Here is a 14978-nt window from a genome sequence, read left to right on the forward strand (position 1 = left end):
CAAGCCTACGGGGCGAACGCAGGGGATGCCTCATGCCGCAGCATGAATTTTGGGCCTGTCCAGCAACGAACTGTTCATATTTTGAGACAGGTTGCTCACATAGTGATACGAGTCGATAAACTCATGTGTCATGAGCGAATCCTTGAATATTGCCGTCATTCCAGGTGATGGCATTGGTCCTGAAGTTATTGCCGAAGCCGTTAAGGTCCTGAAGAAGGCCACGGAAAGCACCGATGTCCAACTGGTGCTGACCGACTACAAACTCGGCGCCGAGCACTGGCTCGAAACGGGGGAGACCCTGCCCGAGGAAACCCTCGCCGCGCTGCGCACGCATGATGCCATCCTGTTTGGTGCAGTTGGTGCGGCACCGGGGGATACCCTTATTCCTTCCGGCCTGATTGAACGCGAACTGCTGCTCAAGCTGCGCTTCAGCCTTGACCACTTTGTGAACCTGCGTCCATCCAAGCTGTACCCCGGCGTCCCGAGCCCGTTGGCCGAACCCGGCGAAATCGACTTCATCGTTGTCCGCGAAGGAACCGAAGGTCCCTACGTTGGCAACGGAGGCGTACTCCGTGCCGGCACGCCGCATGAAATTGCCACCGAGGTGTCCATCAATACCGCGCACGGTGTCGAGCGAGTTGTACGTGACGCGTTCCGTCGCGCCAATGAGCGCACGCGCAAGCACGTGACCCTGGTCCACAAACACAACGTCCTGGTCTACGCCGGCCACTTGTGGCGCCGCACCGTTGAAGCAGTCGCGCAGGAATTCCCGAACGTCACCCACGATTACCTGCATGTGGATGCCGCAACGATCTTCATGACCACCAATCCCTCACGTTTCGACGTCATAGTCACCGACAACCTCTTCGGTGACATCCTCACCGACCAAGCCGGCGCAATCACCGGCGGCATTGGCCTGGCCGCTTCGGGAAACATCAATATGGATCGCACCGCACCGTCGATGTTCGAACCGGTGCATGGCTCGGCACCGGATATCGCCGGACAGCAGAAGGCCGACCCCACCGCGGCAATCCTTTCGGCAGCTCTCCTGCTTGACCACGTCGGCCTGTCGGAGGCGGCTCGCCGAGTGGAAGAAGCCGTGGAAAGCGACATTGCATCGCGCGACGAAATGACCGACCCGCGCACCACGGCCGAGATTGGCGATGCAATCCTCGCTGCACTGGCTTAAGCTGGAGCGTAGGTTCACTTAGGAACCAATTCTTAGGGTGGCAAGCCCTTATGGGCTTGCCACCGCAACACCCTGTCGAAGAGGAAGCCTGACGGCATTATGGAATTCACCGAAGTTCTCTCAACACACCGTAAAAGCGATCAGGAACGTGCCGATGTCTTGGCCAACCCAGGTTTTGGGGATTTCTTCACCGACCACACAGCTGTCATCGACTGGGCGGCCAACGAGGACGGCCGGAATGGCAACTGGAGCAATGCGCGCATTGAACCTTACGGTCCCATTGCCATGGATCCTGCGGCATCGGTCCTGCACTACGGCCAGGAGATCTTTGAAGGACTGAAGGCATACCGTCACGCGGACGGAAGCATCTGGACGTTCCGTCCGCATGCAAACGCCGCGCGGCTCAACCGTTCGGCCGAACGCTTGGCACTTCCCACGCTTGATGAAGAAGTCTTCGTCGAGTCGTTGCGCCGACTGGTCAAGGCCGATGTGCAGTGGGTCCCCTCGGGAGACGGTGAGGCACTGTATCTCCGCCCGTTCATGATCGCCACCGAGGCCTTCCTGGGTGTTCGTGCGGCTCGCCAGGTTTCCTACCGCGTCATCGCATCCCCTGCAGGTAACTACTTTGGTGGGGAACTGAAGCCGGTGGGGATCTGGGTGTCCCACAACTACGCCCGAGCCGGTCGCGGCGGCACGGGTGCTGCCAAGTGCGGCGGCAACTACGCAGCATCCCTGATTGCCCAGCTTGAAGCCGAAGAGAACGGTTGCAAGCAGGTGCTGTTCCTGGACCCTTTCAATGACGAGGCAGTGGAAGAGTTGGGCGGCATGAACGTCTTCTTCGTCATGAAGGGCGGCAAGCTCGTAACGCCACGACTGACCGGAACCATCCTTGAAGGTGTCACGCGTTCCTCGATCATCCAGCTGGCCAAGGACCGCGGCCTTGAAGTTGAAGAACGCACGATCACCCTCGGTGAATGGCGAGAAGGAATTGCAAGTGGCTACATCGAGGAAGTCTTTGCCTGCGGGACTGCAGCCGTCATAACGCCGATCGGTGTGTTGAAAAATGGTGACGAGCACATTGGCGATCCCGATGCTCCCGCCGGGGCAGTGACGATGGCATTGCGCACCGAGTTGCTCGGCATCCAGACCGGCGTCATTGAGGATCGCCACGGCTGGCTGGAACAGCTCGCGTAATTGCAGGATATTTGAAGAGGGTGGGATTCGAATCGAATCCCACCCTCTCTGCTTGTCGGACGTGAAACCCGTACGAAGTTTCATAGAATGAATTCCATGCGCATATTGGTCACCGGCGGCGCCGGGTACATCGGATCCCACACAGTGTTGCTTCTTCTGGAAGAAGGGCACGAGGTCCATGTCTATGACAACCTGAGCAACTCATCGCCCGAGGCTTTGCGTCGGGTCGGTGAGATTGCGGGGCACCATGCGCAGTTACATGTCGGGGACTTGCTGGACCAGGTCAAGCTTGACAACGTGTTTTCCACCGTAAAGCCCGAAGCCGTCATCCACTTCGCGGGCCTGAAGGCAGTCGGGGAATCGGTGGAGTTCCCCTTGCGCTACTACCGCAACAACGTCACCGGAACCCTCAATCTTCTTGAATCAATGGACTCGCATGATGTCCATACGCTGGTGTTCAGTTCTTCCGCCACGGTCTACGGAGATGCCGGTGTCGTTGAATACCGGGAGGACTTGAAGCTGGATGCGGTCAATCCCTATGGTCGTACCAAGATGCACGTCGAGCAAATGCTCGAGGACGTTGCCGGTTCCAATGACAAATGGCATATCGCCCGGCTTCGCTATTTCAACCCGGTCGGCGCGCACGAATCAGGCCGCATTGGGGAAGACCCCACGGGTATCCCCAACAACCTGATGCCATTCATTTCCCAGGTTGCCGTTGGGCGCCGTCCGATCCTGCGGATTTTTGGAGATGACTATCCGACTCCGGATGGCACCGGTGTCCGGGACTACATCCACGTCGTGGACCTGGCGGCTGCGCACCTGGCAGCGCTCGAGTATTGTATCGATCATTCCGGGGCCCACGCCTGGAACATTGGCACCGGCCATGGAAGCTCCGTCCTCGAAGTTATGCACGCTTTCGAGAGGGCATCGGGGCGCGACATTCCCTTTGAGTTGGTAGACCGCCGCCCGGGCGACCTTGCCGAGTACTTTGCCGACCCCACGCTTGCCAGGGAAGAGATCGGCTGGAAGGCGGAGCGCGGCTTGGAAGAGATGGTGGCCGACAATTGGCGCTGGCAAGCTGCCAACCCCGACGGTTACCCGGAGGAAGCACCGCGCGATTCCGAAGATGACGAGATGCAAAATAGCACTATGGGCAAGTCGTCCAAGACGAAAGGCGATCCTGACGTCGACGAAACCACTAAGCTGTAACCCATGCGTATTGCTCGTTTTGTCGTTGACAGTGACCCCATGTACGGCGTCGTGGAAGATGACGAGGTCATCGTCATCGCCGGAGACCCGTTCTTCCAAGGAATCAAGCCAACCGGTGCTAAGCACAAGCTTGAGGACGTCCGCCTGCTCGCCCCGATCATTCCCCGCTCCAAGGTCGTGTGCTTCGGACGCACTTATGCAGACCATGCCGCCGAGCTCGGCAACGCCGTGCCGGCCGAGCCGTTGATGTTCCTCAAGCCGAACACCGCGGTTGTCGGTTCCGGGGATCCCATCACCTTGCCGAGTTTCTCCGAGGAAATTTCCTATGAAGGCGAGCTTGCAGTGGTCATCGGACGCATCTGCAAGGACGTCCCGGCCGAGAAGGCCCAAGACGTGATCTTTGGCTACACCATTGCAAATGACCTCACTGCGCGTGACGCCCAGCGTACGGACGGCCAGTGGGCCCGTGCCAAGGGCTGGGACGGCTCCTGCCCGCTGGGTCCGTGGATCCAGACCGAGCTGGACCACGACGACACGCAGCTGACCACCCGCCTGGACGGAAAAGTCGTCCAGGACGGCAACACCTCCGAAATGGTGTGGGGCATCAACGACCTGGTTGCCTATGCATCCCAGGCCTTTACCCTTCTTCCCGGCGACGTGATCCTTACCGGCACACCCGCAGGCGTCGGCCTGGTCACCGAAGGCCAGCGCGTGGAAGTCGAGATCGAGGGAATCGGTACGCTGGGCAACACGTTCCGCCGCTGATCTCCCTGCCTGATCGCTCTTGAGTTTGGCCCCGGTTTTCGGGGCCAAACGTGGTTAAGGGTAAATGGGTTGCGACGACATCTGCATGCTGGCCGGTTGATTTCCTGTCGCGGCATAGAATGGTCACATCATGACTGATGTATCCCTCATTCCCACCGTGACCGATGAAACCCCCGTCCGCGTACGCTTTTGCCCGTCTCCGACCGGCACACCGCACGTAGGCCTGATTCGCACCGCCCTGTTCAACTGGGCCTATGCGCGCCACACCGGCGGAAAAATGATCTTCCGCATTGAAGACACCGACGCCAAGCGAGACTCCGAAGAGAGCTACCACCAATTGCTTGATGCGTTGGATTGGCTCGGGATCACCTGGGATGAGGGTGTCAACGTCGGGGGACCGCACGAGCCATACCGCCAGTCCCAGCGCGGCGACATCTACCAGGATGTCATTGCCAAGCTGCGCGCCGGCGGGCACGTGTACGAATCCTTCTCCACCCCCGAGGAGGTCGAGGAACGCCACAAGGCAGCAAGCCGCGATCCGAAACTGGGCTACGACGGCTACGACCGCGACCTGAGCGAAGAGCAGATCGCCGCCTTCCGTGCCGAGGGTCGCGAGCCGGTGTTGCGCGTGCGCATGCCGGATGAAGATCTGACCTTTACGGACCTGGTCCGCGGCGAGATCACCTTCAAGGCCGGTTCGGTTCCGGACTTCGTGGTGGTCCGGGCCAACGGCCAGCCCCTCTACACGCTGGTCAACCCGGTTGATGACGCGCTGATGGGAATCACCCACGTGCTCCGTGGCGAGGATCTGCTTTCCTCCACCCCGCGCCAGATTGCCTTGTACCGTGCCCTGATTGCCATTGATGTTGCGAAGTACATGCCGCTCTTTGGCCACTTGCCATACGTGATGGGCCAGGGAAACAAGAAGCTTTCGAAGCGCGACCCCGAATCGAGCCTCTTCCTTCACCGGGACCGCGGCTTCATCCCGGAGGGCCTGCTGAACTACCTGTCGTTGCTGGGCTGGTCGCTGAGCGCGGACGAGGACATCTTCACCCGGGACCAGCTCATCGAGGCATTCGACGTCCACGACGTGCTGTCGAACCCGGCTCGCTTTGACATCAAGAAGGCCGAGGCCATCAACGGCACCCATGTGCGCATGCTGGAGCCGGAAGACTTCCGTGCCCGCTTGGTTCCCTACCTGCAGGCCCATGGCTTGGTGGGGGAGACGCTCACCGACCGCCAGAATGAGATCCTTGCCGAGGCTGCTCCGCTGGTCCAGGAACGCATCACGCTCCTGGGCGAGGCACCGGAAATGCTCGAGTTCCTCTTCAGTGAGGATTCGTCCATTGAACCGGCAGCCGATGCCTTGAAGGGTCTCCCGGAGAACACCGCCGAGGTTCTAGACGCCGGTCTGGCCGCGTTGGAGGCTGCACCCCAGTGGAATGCCGAGACCATCCAAGACGTCTTGAAATCCGCCTTGGTCGAGGGGCTTGGCATCAAGCCTCGCCACGCCTTCGGACCCATCCGCACTGCGGTGTCGGGCAAGCGCATCTCCCCGCCGCTCTTTGAATCCATGGTGATCCTGGGCAAGGAATCATCCTTGAGCCGCGTACGCGCATTCCGGGCCACCCGGTAGCCAGGAGCAAACGAGAATCGTGCATAACGCGACCAACGCCCTCAACCCAACTCGCGGAGCATCTTCCATGGCCCGGGTTGAGGGCGTTCTCTTTGACATTGATGACACCCTGGTGGACCTGAACTCCGCTTCGATCATGGGCTTTCACCAGCTCACCGCAGAAGACTTCCGGGATATTCCAGCTGCACTGCGCGAGCATGCAGCCCACGACTATGCGGATGACTGCGCGGGGGCTTACGAGCGCTACATGGCCGGGGAACTGACATTCCTTGGCCAGCGCGCCGAACGAATCCGCCGGGCCTATGGGCTTGTTGGTGTGGAAGCGCCACCGGCCGAAGCCATTGCAGTGTGGAGTGCCCTCTACGAGGACGTGGTTCAAAGCATGTGGGCGCCGTTCCCCGATGTCCATGATTGCCTTGACGAACTGGATGCGCTTTCCATTCCCTACGGAGCCGTCAGCAACAACGTGGAGGACTACCAGCGCAACAAGCTGTTGCTGGCAGGTCTCGAGCGCATCGCGGTGCTCGTGGGCTCGGACACCGCCGGTGCGCCAAAGCCGGATCCACGTCCTTTCCATGCCGGCTGCCGGCTCTTGGGCACCAGCATCGGCGCCACGTTGTATGTGGGCGACAACCCGGTCAACGATGTGCAGGGCGCCAAGTCAGCGGGGTTGCAGGGAATCCTGCTGGATCGTGCGGCAGATCACACAACCGGGTCTGGCGGAATCCTGCAAAATCTCGGGTTGCTAGCTTCGCTAATCCGCGGAAATTCGGGGTTTTTGGGCACCTAGGCACCTAGTGAGCCCCCGATTTGTACTTTCCGCAGATCCGCCGGTATAGTTATTTCTCGTGCTGAGGCGCAGGAAAGCTTCCGAAAAGGAAAGCCGGAGAGCGAGTCAAGCGCTGTGGGGTATGGTGTAATTGGCAACACACTGGTTTCTGGTACCAACATTCTAGGTTCGAGTCCTGGTACCCCAGCGTCACGGTCTTCGCGAAAGCGGGGACCGGTCTGCTTGGGGGATGAAAGTCCTCCAAGCAGAGCATACGGCCCCATCGTATAGCGGCCTAGTACGCTGCCCTCTCACGGCGGTAACGCGGGTTCGAATCCCGCTGGGGTCACGATTCAATTGAATCGGACGGCAACAGTCCTAAAACGTTGCAGCTATGCGGCCCCATCGTATAGCGGCCTAGTACGCTGCCCTCTCACGGCGGTAACGCGGGTTCGAATCCCGCTGGGGTCACCAGCGCAAAGGTTCCAAACCAAGGTTTGGAACCCTTTGTATTTAACGGCTACTTTAGATTTTTTCCGGGTAACTCCGCACAGCTTGCGGATGAAAAGCCCATCTCTTTGGCATGATGTAGTGGTGACTACTAGTAATGGCTCTGGACCCGAAGGTTCGCCACACCTCTCTGCCGTTCCAGCAGACATGGAAGCCATCAATCTGCTCACCGAGGTCCGAGCCGAACTTTCGGGCAACATCCTTCCCCTGGACATTGCGGGTATTGCCCAGATCCGCGAGAACGCCCGCACCGCGGTGGAGCAGCTCGACGACTACATCCTGCCGCGCTACCGCAGCCTGGATGCTCCGCTGCTCGCCGTTGTCGGCGGATCCACCGGCGCAGGAAAGTCCACGCTCGTCAACGCGCTTGTGGGCCACCCGGTGACCCGCGCCGGCGCGATCCGGCCAACGACACGCCAGCCCATCCTTTTGCACCACGAGCTGGATCGCCCCTGGCTGGAAAACGACAGGATCCTTCCAGGCCTGCGCCGCATCACCGGAACCGCTGTTGGCCGCAACCAATCGATTCCGGCGAGCCAAGCCGGTGCCACCCCGGATGCCGCCCTGACCGATTCAATCATCCTGCTCCAAGACGATGCCGTACAGCGCGGTCTGGCGATCCTTGATGCCCCGGACGTGGACTCCATCTCGGATGAAAACCGCCGCCTCGCCGGCCAGCTGCTGGCCGCGGCAGACCTATGGATCTTTGTCACCACCGCCAACCGGTACGCGGACGCCGTTCCCTGGAAGTTGCTATCGGAGGCTGCTGGCCGCAACATCACCGTCGCCGTGGTCCTGGATCGGGTCCCGGCCGGAGTCGAGGACGAGATTTCAAATGACCTGCGTGGCATGCTCCAGCGAGAAGGGCTGGGCGGGGCCGAGCTCTTTGTGGTTCCAGAGCGCGAACTGGACGAGATGGACATGCTGCCGGGTATCGCCGTTGCGCCACTGAAGACGTGGCTGGGCGAACTGGCGGACACCAGCGAATCGCGCGCCGCCATAGCCCGCCAGACCCTTGCCGGGGTCCTCGGCCAGCTTGCCGATCGTGGGGACGTCATTGCCGTGGCCATGGGGGAGCAGGAAGCAAGCGGCAGCAGGCTGGCCCAATACGCGGATGAAGCCTTTGCCCAGGCCCACGCCGGAATCCTGGCCAGCGTTCAAGACGGAACCTTGCTGCGCGGCGAGGTCCTGGCGCGCTGGCAAGACTTTGTGGGAACCGGTGAATTCTTCCGATCACTCGAGTCAGGGATCGGCAGGTTGAGGGATCGGATCGGTGCCTTCTTCACCGGCAAGCCCAAGCCCGTCGACAACGTCGAGGCCGCCATCGAAAGCGGCCTGCATGCCGTCGTCGTCGACCAGACGGCCAAGGCGAGCGAAACCACGGAAGAACGGTGGAGAGCCGATCCTGCAGGCAAGGCCCTGGTCGGCACAGCCAATCTGGGAGCCCTCTCCGAGGGATTCTCCGACAGGGTTGCCGAGCAGGTAAGAGCCTGGCAGGGCGACCTGATGGGCATCATCCGCACCGAGGGGGCCAACAAGCGCATGACTGCCCGCATGGTCTCCTTTGGCGTCAACGGGGTTGCCGTTGCGCTCATGGTTGTGGTCTTTGCGTCCACCGCCGGCCTGACAGGGCTGGAAGTCGGTATTGCAGGAGGTTCGGCCGTGGTCGGGCAAAAGCTTCTCGAGGCGATTTTTGGGGAGGACGCCGTGCGCAGACTCACCAAGCGTGCCAAGGATTCCCTGGCGACCCGGTGCACCAATCTTCTCGAGACGGAAAAGGAACGTTTCCTTGTCCGCCTTCAAGGCATTCCCACCGCTGAGGACGCCAAACGAATGAAACAGAACTCGGCGGCCATACGCCGACTGGCCCGGGAGCAGGGTGCATGAGCCGTCGCCGTCAAACCACGACCACCAGCCCGCTCGAGCTTCGACTTGAAGCCTTGAAGGAAGCCACAGAGTTGGGAACCGACCGCATCGAACCTGCGGTGAGTGAAGCTTCCTGGAAGATGCTCGAACGAGCATCAACGCGCAGGACGCTTTCCGCTGAACACACCGTGGTGGGATTCTTTGGAGCCACCGGCAGCGGAAAGTCATCATTGTTCAATGCCGTTGCCGGACAGGACCTCGCGAGGGCGGCAGCAACCAGGCCAACCACAAGTCAGCCACTGGCCGGGATCTGGGGCCGCGCCGGTTCCGATCCACTGCTTGATTGGTTGGGTGTCCAAGAACGCCATGTACTTGACGCGCCATTGCGCCTGGAAAAGAAGGGAATCTTTGGATCGGAAAAAGAAGCCAGCGGGCTGATCCTCCTTGACCTGCCGGACTTCGACTCCACGGTCGCAGCAAACCGCGAGATTGCCACCAAGCTTGCTGGGCAGGTCGACGTGTTGATTTGGGTCCTTGATCCGCAAAAATACGCGGATGCTGCAGTGCACCACGACTTTATCCGACCGCTGGCAACCCACGGTTCGGTCACCCTGGTAGTCCTTAACCAGATCGACAAGCTCAGGGACAATGAGCGTCAACCGGTGATGGATTCCTTGCGCTCGATACTCTTGGCAGACGGCTTGGCCAACCCTCGGCTACTGGGGGTCTCGGCGCTGACCGGCGAAGGCCTGGACCCATTGCGCCAGGAAATTGCCCGAGTGGTCACTGAACGCGGTGCCACAACACGCAGGCTAACCGCCGATGTGGCAAGCATCGCCGAGCGGATGGGCGAAGGCTCTTCCATGGAAGAACTTGAGCTTCCCTCGGAGCCCGCGAAGAAGGCGCTCACAGGTGAGCTGGCAGCAGCAGCCAGTGTCGGCACCGTGGTGGATGCCGTGCGAAGCTCCTATCGCCTTGACGCACACAAGAAAACCGGCTGGCCGCTGACCCGGTGGCTGGCCAAAGTTCGTCCGGATCCGCTGCGCCGGCTCAACCTGAAGAGCACGGAAGTGAACCCAAAGCTCAACCGCACCTCCTTGCCTGCCCCCGGTGCCGCACAAAAAGCACAAGCCGATTCCGCGGTCCGCCGCTATGCGGACCAGGCCAGTGAGGGTGCACCCGAAGCCTGGCAGGGTTCAATCCGGCGTGCCGCGCGAGCGGGCCAGGAAACCCTGCCCGATGAATTGGACCAAGCCATTGCCAACACCGATATCGGCGCCACGAAGGGCGCCTGGTGGTGGCCGGTGGTCTCCGTCATCCAATGGATATCGCTTGTCACCGCCCTGGCCGGCGGCCTCTGGCTGGGGGCGTTGTTCGCTGCGCAATACTTCCAATTCTCTTTGCCCGAGGTTCCCAAGATCGAAGGGTTCCCCGTCCCCACGCTCATGGTCGTCATAGGCATATTATTGGGAATCGTCCTGGGGCTTGCCACGGGACTGGTTGCCCGGATTGGTGCGGCGGGGCGTGCCCGAAAGGCCCGAAAAGCTCTACAAGCCTCAGTCGCAAAAGTCGCGAGCCGAGCGGTCGTTGAACCAGTCGGCGCTGAAATCACCAGACACAATCTTTTTATTGGAGCCTTGGAACGTGCCAGAAACTAATGTACTGACCGTCGGGAGCCTTGGGGAAAGCGGGCTTTTGGCAAGGATCCTGCCTCGCCTCAAAGGTGCACCCGCCCTGCTTGGACCAGGAGACGATGCCGCACTGATCTCGGCGCCGGATGGCAAGTTCGTGATCACTGTGGACACCCTGGTGCAGAACCAGGATTTCCGGTTGCGCTGGCCCAGCGGATTTGAAAGCAGCGGCTTTGACGTTGGGTGGAAGTCGGCCGCCCAGAACCTGTCGGATGTGAATGCCATGGGGGCCTTCGCTACTTCCGCGGTGATTTCCCTGACCCTGCCGCATGACACACCGGCATCCTGGGTGGAAGAACTGGCGGAGGGATTCAGCGCGGCCGTTCGCGACCTTGGCGCCAGCCATTGTGCCATTGCCGGGGGAGACCTCGGGCGGGGGAGCGAGCTATCCATCACGGCGGCCGTCACGGGAAGCCTTGCGACAGAAAAGCCGGTGTTGCGCAGCGGTGCAAGGCCGGGTGACGTGCTGGCGGTCAACGGTGTCTTGGGCGTTGCCGCCGCAGGCCTGGCTCTGCTTGACTCGCCGGTCTCTTACCTTGAGTGGACCGAAGCGGAGCGGGTGCTGGTCTTTGGCCAGCGTTGTCCGGCACCGCCATTGGCTGCCGGGCCGGAAGCTGCCCGTGCCGGAGCGACCGCCATGATGGATCTCTCGGACGGTTTGCTCAAGGACGGGCGCCGGATGGCGATTGCCAGTGGCGTGGATATTGATTTCGACACCCAGGAAATGGGCCAAGACCTTGAACGCCTGGCTCCCGCTGCTGAACGCCTTCAAAGGAATCCCATGGATTGGGTGCTCGGGGGAGGAGAAGACCACGGATTGCTGGCCACGTTCCCGAGTGCGGAGGATCTGCCGCAGGGTTTTCGGGTGATAGGTATGGTCAAGAAAAGCGCCAGCGGCACCAATGGGCCCTTGGTGTGGCTTGATGGCAAGCAAACGCAATCGGCACAGGGGTTTGACCACTTCGAAGGGTGAGCGAGCCCAGCCTCTGAATTCTCCCAATGACGGGAAAGTCCAGAAAACAAGGTGATGCCCGGCCTGCAAATGCGCGTTCTTGCTAATCCCCGGTCTTGCGCAAGGCCTCACTCAAGGCGTTGGCAGTCTGGACCACCACTTCCTGGTGCGCCCGGCCCGGCTGGCGGGAAAGACGTTCGATCGGCCCGGACATGGAAACCGCGGCAATGACACGACCCGAAGGCCCACGCACTGGAGCCGAGACCGAAGCCACGCCGGGCTCACGCTCGCCGAGGCTTTGGGCCCAGCCGCGTCGCCTCACACCGGCAAGAATGGTGGGGGTGAACCGGGCACCCTGTAGCCCGTCCAAGAGACGTTCGTGGTCTTCCCACGCGAGCAGGACCTGGGCCGCCGAACCGGCCTTCATGGAAAGCTGGGTCCCCACGGGAATGGTGTCACGCAAGCCAACGGGACGTTCCGCGGAAGCCACGCACACGCGATAGTCTCCCTGCCGGCGGAACACCTGGGTGCTTTCGCCGGTGGAGTCGCGCAATTGGAGCAGCAGGGGGCCGGCCGCTGCTATCAGGCGATCCTCACCGGCGGCCGAGGCAAGCTCGACGAGGCGCCCACCCAGCACGAACCTGCCGTGGATGTCCTTGCCCACCAACCGGTGGTGGACCAGGGCCTGTGCCAGGCGGTGCACGGTGGGCCGCGAGATCTTGGTCAGCGACACGAGCTGGGCCAGGGAGGTGGGTCCCGCCTCAAGCGCATTGAGGATAAGGGCCGCTTTGTCGATGACGCCAACGCCACTTGATGTGTCCATAGTTTGATATTGCAGTCTCACTATTTGAGATGCAAGTCCGTGTACTGGATATTACGTGGGTGCCGATGGAACAGTTGAGACATAGGATTTTTATCAAGTGAGGGAGTCGGTCATGGCCGCACACCAGGCAGCACAGACGCTGGCCGAAAAAGTATGGAATTCGCACGTGGTGCGCAAGGGAGAAGGGGCCGGCGCTGCGCGCCAGCCTGATCTGATCTATATCGACCTGCACCTGGTTCACGAGGTGACTTCCCCGCAGGCCTTTGAGGGCCTTCGCCTTGCCGGGCGCCCGCTGCGCCGACCGGATCTGACGATCGCCACCGAGGACCACAACACCCCGACGCTTGACATCGACAAGCCGATCGCCGACCTGACCAGCCGCACGCAGATCGAGACCCTGCGCAAGAACTGCGCCGAGTTCGGTGTGCGCCTGCACTCCCTCGGTGACAAGGAACAGGGCATTGTCCACGTGGTCGGCCCGCAGCTGGGCCTGACCCAGCCTGGCATGACGGTTGTCTGTGGCGATTCCCACACCTCGACCCATGGCGCCTTCGGCGCCCTGGCCTTTGGCATCGGAACCTCCGAAGTCGAGCACGTGATGGCGACCCAGTCGTTGTCCTTGAAGCCTTTCAAGACGATGTCCATCAACGTCGAGGGAACGCTGAAGCCGGGGGTGAGCGCCAAGGACATCATCCTGGCAGTGATCGCCAAGATCGGCACCGGCGGCGGCCAGGGCTACGTCCTGGAGTACCGCGGCTCGGCCATCCGGGCGCTTTCCATGGACGCCCGCATGACCATTTGCAACATGTCGATCGAGGCCGGCGCCCGCGCCGGCATGATCGCACCGGATGCAACGACCTATGAATACCTCAAGGGCCGCCCGCACGCACCGCAGGGCGCCGACTGGGATTCGGCCGTGGCCGAATGGGACACGCTGGCAACCGACGAGGGCGCAGGCTTTGACGCCGAGGTGTTCCTGGATGCCGATACCTTGGAACCCTTTGTCACCTGGGGCACCAACCCGGGCCAGGGCGTCTCGCTCTCCGAGACCGTGCCGGCACCCGAAGACTTCGAGGACGAAAACGCCCGCGCGGCCTGCGAGCGTGCACTCGAGTACATGGACCTGAAGGCCGGGACGCCCATGAAGGAAATCCGGGTGGACACCGTCTTCCTTGGTTCCTGCACCAACAGCCGGATGGAAGACCTCCGCGCGGCCGCTGCGATCATCGAGGGTCGGCAAAAGGACCCCGAGATCCGCATGATTGTGGTCCCGGGTTCCGCACGGGTTCGCCTCGAGGCCGAGGCCGAGGGTTTGGACAAGATCTTCAAGGAATTTGGTGCCGAATGGCGCTTTGCAGGGTGCTCGATGTGCCTGGGCATGAACCCGGACCAGCTCGCGGAGGGGGAGCGTTGCGCGTCCACGTCCAACCGCAACTTCGAGGGTCGCCAGGGCAAGGGTGGCCGAACCCACTTGGTCTCCCCGCTTGTCGCCGCGGCCACCGCCATCCGTGGGACCCTGTCCTCGCCGTCCGACTTGGATGCCCCTTCCGCGTCCGCAAAAGTAGCCTAAGGATTCATCATGGAGAAAATCACCACCCATACCGGAATCGGCGTCCCGCTGCGCCAAAGCAATGTCGACACCGACCAGATCATTCCGGCCGTTTACCTCAAGCGGATCACCCGCACCGGGTTTGAGGACGCACTCTTTGCCGGCTGGCGCAAGGACTCTTCCTTCATCCTGAACCAGGAGCCGTTCTCCAAGGGCTCCGTCCTGGTGGCTGGCCCCGACTTCGGCACCGGATCTTCGCGTGAACACGCGGTGTGGGCCCTGAAGGACTACGGATTCAAGGCCGTCCTTTCGTCGCGTTTCGCTGATATCTTCCGTGGAAACTCCGGCAAGCAGGGACTGGTTGCCGCCGAGGTGGCCCAGAGCGACATCGAGTTGATCTGGAAGGAAATCGAGAACCATCCGGGCACCGAGGTCACGGTCGACCTCGAGGCACGTACGGTCACCTGCGGATCGATCATTGCCCCGTTCGCAATTGACGATTACACCCGGTGGCGCCTAATGGAGGGGCTTGATGACATCGGCCTGACCCTCCAGCATGAGGAAGAGGTCACGGCCTTCGAAGCCCAGCGTCCGGCCTTCAAGCCAACCACCCTGCCGGCACGTTACTCCTGAGTATTAGCTGACCGCGTAACCGGCTCTCATGTTCCGCTCATAGTCGCTGATCACCCGTGGATTACCGGGATTTCAGCAATTGTGGCGGGGGAGGACGCGACCGGCGTTACATCTTCCATGCAGCCCCCGGCAATGCCGGGGGCTGTATGCTTGCTTAGTCTTACCTTCGGTTTCGAAGGCCAAACAATT

Annotated in this window: 12 protein-coding genes and 3 tRNA genes; 14 read left to right on the forward strand and 1 reads right to left on the reverse strand. The window is 61.4% G+C overall.

The genetic code is table 11. The features are described from left to right. The first annotated feature begins 130 nt into the window (after window positions 1-130). From JOF46_RS11835 to thiL, 12 genes are all read left to right on the forward strand, one after another. The gene (locus JOF46_RS11835; protein ID WP_209907468.1) at window positions 131-1189 is read left to right on the forward strand and encodes a 3-isopropylmalate dehydrogenase; all 1059 of its coding nucleotides are present in this window, start codon (window positions 131-133) and stop codon (window positions 1187-1189) included. A gap of 99 nt (window positions 1190-1288) precedes the next feature. After that, window positions 1289-2383, forward strand: coding sequence for a branched-chain amino acid aminotransferase (locus JOF46_RS11840; protein WP_209907469.1), 1095 nt, complete (start codon window positions 1289-1291; stop codon window positions 2381-2383). Between the two features lie 96 nt (window positions 2384-2479). Continuing rightward, window positions 2480-3595, forward strand: coding sequence for a UDP-glucose 4-epimerase GalE (gene galE / locus JOF46_RS11845; protein WP_209907470.1), 1116 nt, complete (start codon window positions 2480-2482; stop codon window positions 3593-3595). Between the two features lie 3 nt (window positions 3596-3598). Further along, window positions 3599-4360: a fumarylacetoacetate hydrolase family protein gene (locus tag JOF46_RS11850; protein ID WP_209907471.1), complete on the forward strand. Its 762-nt coding sequence runs from the start codon at window positions 3599-3601 to the stop codon at window positions 4358-4360. Window positions 4361-4490: 130 nt separating this feature from the next. Further along, window positions 4491-5996: a glutamate--tRNA ligase gene (gltX, locus tag JOF46_RS11855; protein WP_209907472.1), complete on the forward strand. Its 1506-nt coding sequence runs from the start codon at window positions 4491-4493 to the stop codon at window positions 5994-5996. Window positions 5997-6015: 19 nt separating this feature from the next. Beyond that, complete coding sequence (locus JOF46_RS11860; RefSeq protein WP_209907473.1) at window positions 6016-6786, forward strand: HAD family hydrolase; 771 nt, start codon at window positions 6016-6018, stop codon at window positions 6784-6786. Between the two features lie 115 nt (window positions 6787-6901). Then, window positions 6902-6973, forward strand: a tRNA-Gln gene (locus JOF46_RS11865). Between the two features lie 68 nt (window positions 6974-7041). Further along, a tRNA-Glu gene (locus JOF46_RS11870) sits at window positions 7042-7114 on the forward strand. Window positions 7115-7163: 49 nt separating this feature from the next. Continuing rightward, window positions 7164-7239 (forward strand) — tRNA-Glu (locus JOF46_RS11875). A 183-nt stretch (window positions 7240-7422) separates the two neighbouring features. Next, window positions 7423-9162 carry a dynamin family protein gene (locus JOF46_RS11880; protein ID WP_209907474.1) on the forward strand — a complete coding sequence of 580 codons (1740 nt, stop codon included), beginning with the start codon at window positions 7423-7425 and terminating at the stop codon, window positions 9160-9162. Beyond that, window positions 9159-10799, forward strand: coding sequence for a GTPase (locus tag JOF46_RS11885; protein WP_209907475.1), 1641 nt, complete (start codon window positions 9159-9161; stop codon window positions 10797-10799). The genes JOF46_RS11880 and JOF46_RS11885 overlap by 4 nt, the downstream gene beginning before the upstream one ends. Continuing rightward, window positions 10786-11805: a thiamine-phosphate kinase gene (gene thiL / locus JOF46_RS11890; protein WP_209907476.1), complete on the forward strand. Its 1020-nt coding sequence runs from the start codon at window positions 10786-10788 to the stop codon at window positions 11803-11805. Before JOF46_RS11885 ends, thiL begins: the two co-directional genes overlap by 14 nt. A gap of 82 nt (window positions 11806-11887) precedes the next feature. Here the strand turns inward: thiL and JOF46_RS11895 are convergent, their stop codons facing one another. Beyond that, complete coding sequence (locus JOF46_RS11895) at window positions 11888-12607, reverse strand: IclR family transcriptional regulator (protein ID WP_209907477.1); 720 nt, start codon at window positions 12605-12607, stop codon at window positions 11888-11890. A gap of 112 nt (window positions 12608-12719) precedes the next feature. Between JOF46_RS11895 and leuC the strand changes: the two genes are divergently transcribed. After that, on the forward strand, window positions 12720-14177 hold the full coding sequence (gene leuC / locus JOF46_RS11900) for a 3-isopropylmalate dehydratase large subunit (RefSeq protein ID WP_209907478.1): 1458 nt from the start codon (window positions 12720-12722) through the stop codon (window positions 14175-14177). A 9-nt stretch (window positions 14178-14186) separates the two neighbouring features. Then, entirely contained in the window at window positions 14187-14789 is a 603-nt protein-coding gene (gene leuD / locus JOF46_RS11905; protein ID WP_071215216.1) for a 3-isopropylmalate dehydratase small subunit, read from the forward strand. Window positions 14790-14978: the final 189 nt, after the last annotated feature.

It is taken from the genome of Paeniglutamicibacter psychrophenolicus, assembly GCF_017876575.1.
GTDB classification, from domain to species: domain Bacteria; phylum Actinomycetota; class Actinomycetes; order Actinomycetales; family Micrococcaceae; genus Paeniglutamicibacter; species Paeniglutamicibacter psychrophenolicus.

What these genes read in the sequence shown, in the direction of transcription:
- JOF46_RS11835 (WP_209907468.1), top strand. Translation starts at nt 131, where the DNA reads ATGAGCGAATCCTTGAATATTGCCGTCATTCCAGGTGATGGCATTGGT.
- JOF46_RS11840 (WP_209907469.1), top strand. Translation starts at nt 1,289, where the DNA reads ATGGAATTCACCGAAGTTCTCTCAACACACCGTAAAAGCGATCAGGAA.
- galE (WP_209907470.1), top strand. Translation starts at nt 2,480, where the DNA reads ATGCGCATATTGGTCACCGGCGGCGCCGGGTACATCGGATCCCACACA.
- JOF46_RS11850 (WP_209907471.1), top strand. Translation starts at nt 3,599, where the DNA reads ATGCGTATTGCTCGTTTTGTCGTTGACAGTGACCCCATGTACGGCGTC.
- gltX (WP_209907472.1), top strand. Translation starts at nt 4,491, where the DNA reads ATGACTGATGTATCCCTCATTCCCACCGTGACCGATGAAACCCCCGTC.
- JOF46_RS11880 (WP_209907474.1), top strand. Translation starts at nt 7,423, where the DNA reads ATGGAAGCCATCAATCTGCTCACCGAGGTCCGAGCCGAACTTTCGGGC.
- JOF46_RS11885 (WP_209907475.1), top strand. Translation starts at nt 9,159, where the DNA reads ATGAGCCGTCGCCGTCAAACCACGACCACCAGCCCGCTCGAGCTTCGA.
- JOF46_RS11895 (WP_209907477.1), bottom strand. Translation starts at nt 12,607, where the DNA reads ATGGACACATCAAGTGGCGTTGGCGTCATCGACAAAGCGGCCCTTATC.
- leuC (WP_209907478.1), top strand. Translation starts at nt 12,720, where the DNA reads ATGGCCGCACACCAGGCAGCACAGACGCTGGCCGAAAAAGTATGGAAT.
- leuD (WP_071215216.1), top strand. Translation starts at nt 14,187, where the DNA reads ATGGAGAAAATCACCACCCATACCGGAATCGGCGTCCCGCTGCGCCAA.